Origin of the sequence: Adlercreutzia sp. DFI.6.23 (genome assembly GCF_024462535.1) — a bacterium.
Taxonomy (GTDB): Bacteria; Actinomycetota; Coriobacteriia; order Coriobacteriales; family Eggerthellaceae; genus Adlercreutzia; species Adlercreutzia rubneri.
In genome coordinates, this window is record NZ_JANGBP010000175.1 from 1 (window position 1) to 406 (window position 406).

The window sequence follows — 406 nt, forward strand, 5'->3', positions numbered from 1 at the left end:
AGCGACCGGGCTTGGCGCGACCGCCTTCGCCCACGGCTTCCGCGACGGCAGCCTCCGCGACCGCTCCCATGGCGGCCGCGTCGTCGACGACGTCCATGGCGGCCGCCTCGCCTTCGCCGTCCGCCCAGACTGCCTCCGCGACGGCCTCGTCAACAGCGTTGCCCGCGGCTTCATGATCGCGCACGGCGCGGGCGAGCGTCGGCCTCATGCGGCCCTCGCGCTCCAGCTCGTCGGGGTATTCGTTTTCCCAGGAAATTCGTTCTTTACTCATGGGTGCAGTATACCCGCAGATTCCAGCCTGTGTCCTTCCAGACGATTTCTCACCCATTTTTTCGCCAAAATTTCGAGTTGTTAGCATAGATGAGATCGCTTATGGCGTTCTTCGAGCTTCGCTGAAAGAATTTGC

At 62.6% G+C, this 406-nt stretch carries 1 protein-coding gene; it reads right to left on the reverse strand.

Features of this window, described 5'->3' with window-relative positions:
- The coding region (locus NE591_RS12880; protein WP_256156819.1) for a hypothetical protein at positions 1–271 on the reverse strand (271 nt) is incomplete at its 3' end.
- Positions 272–406: the final 135 nt, after the last annotated feature.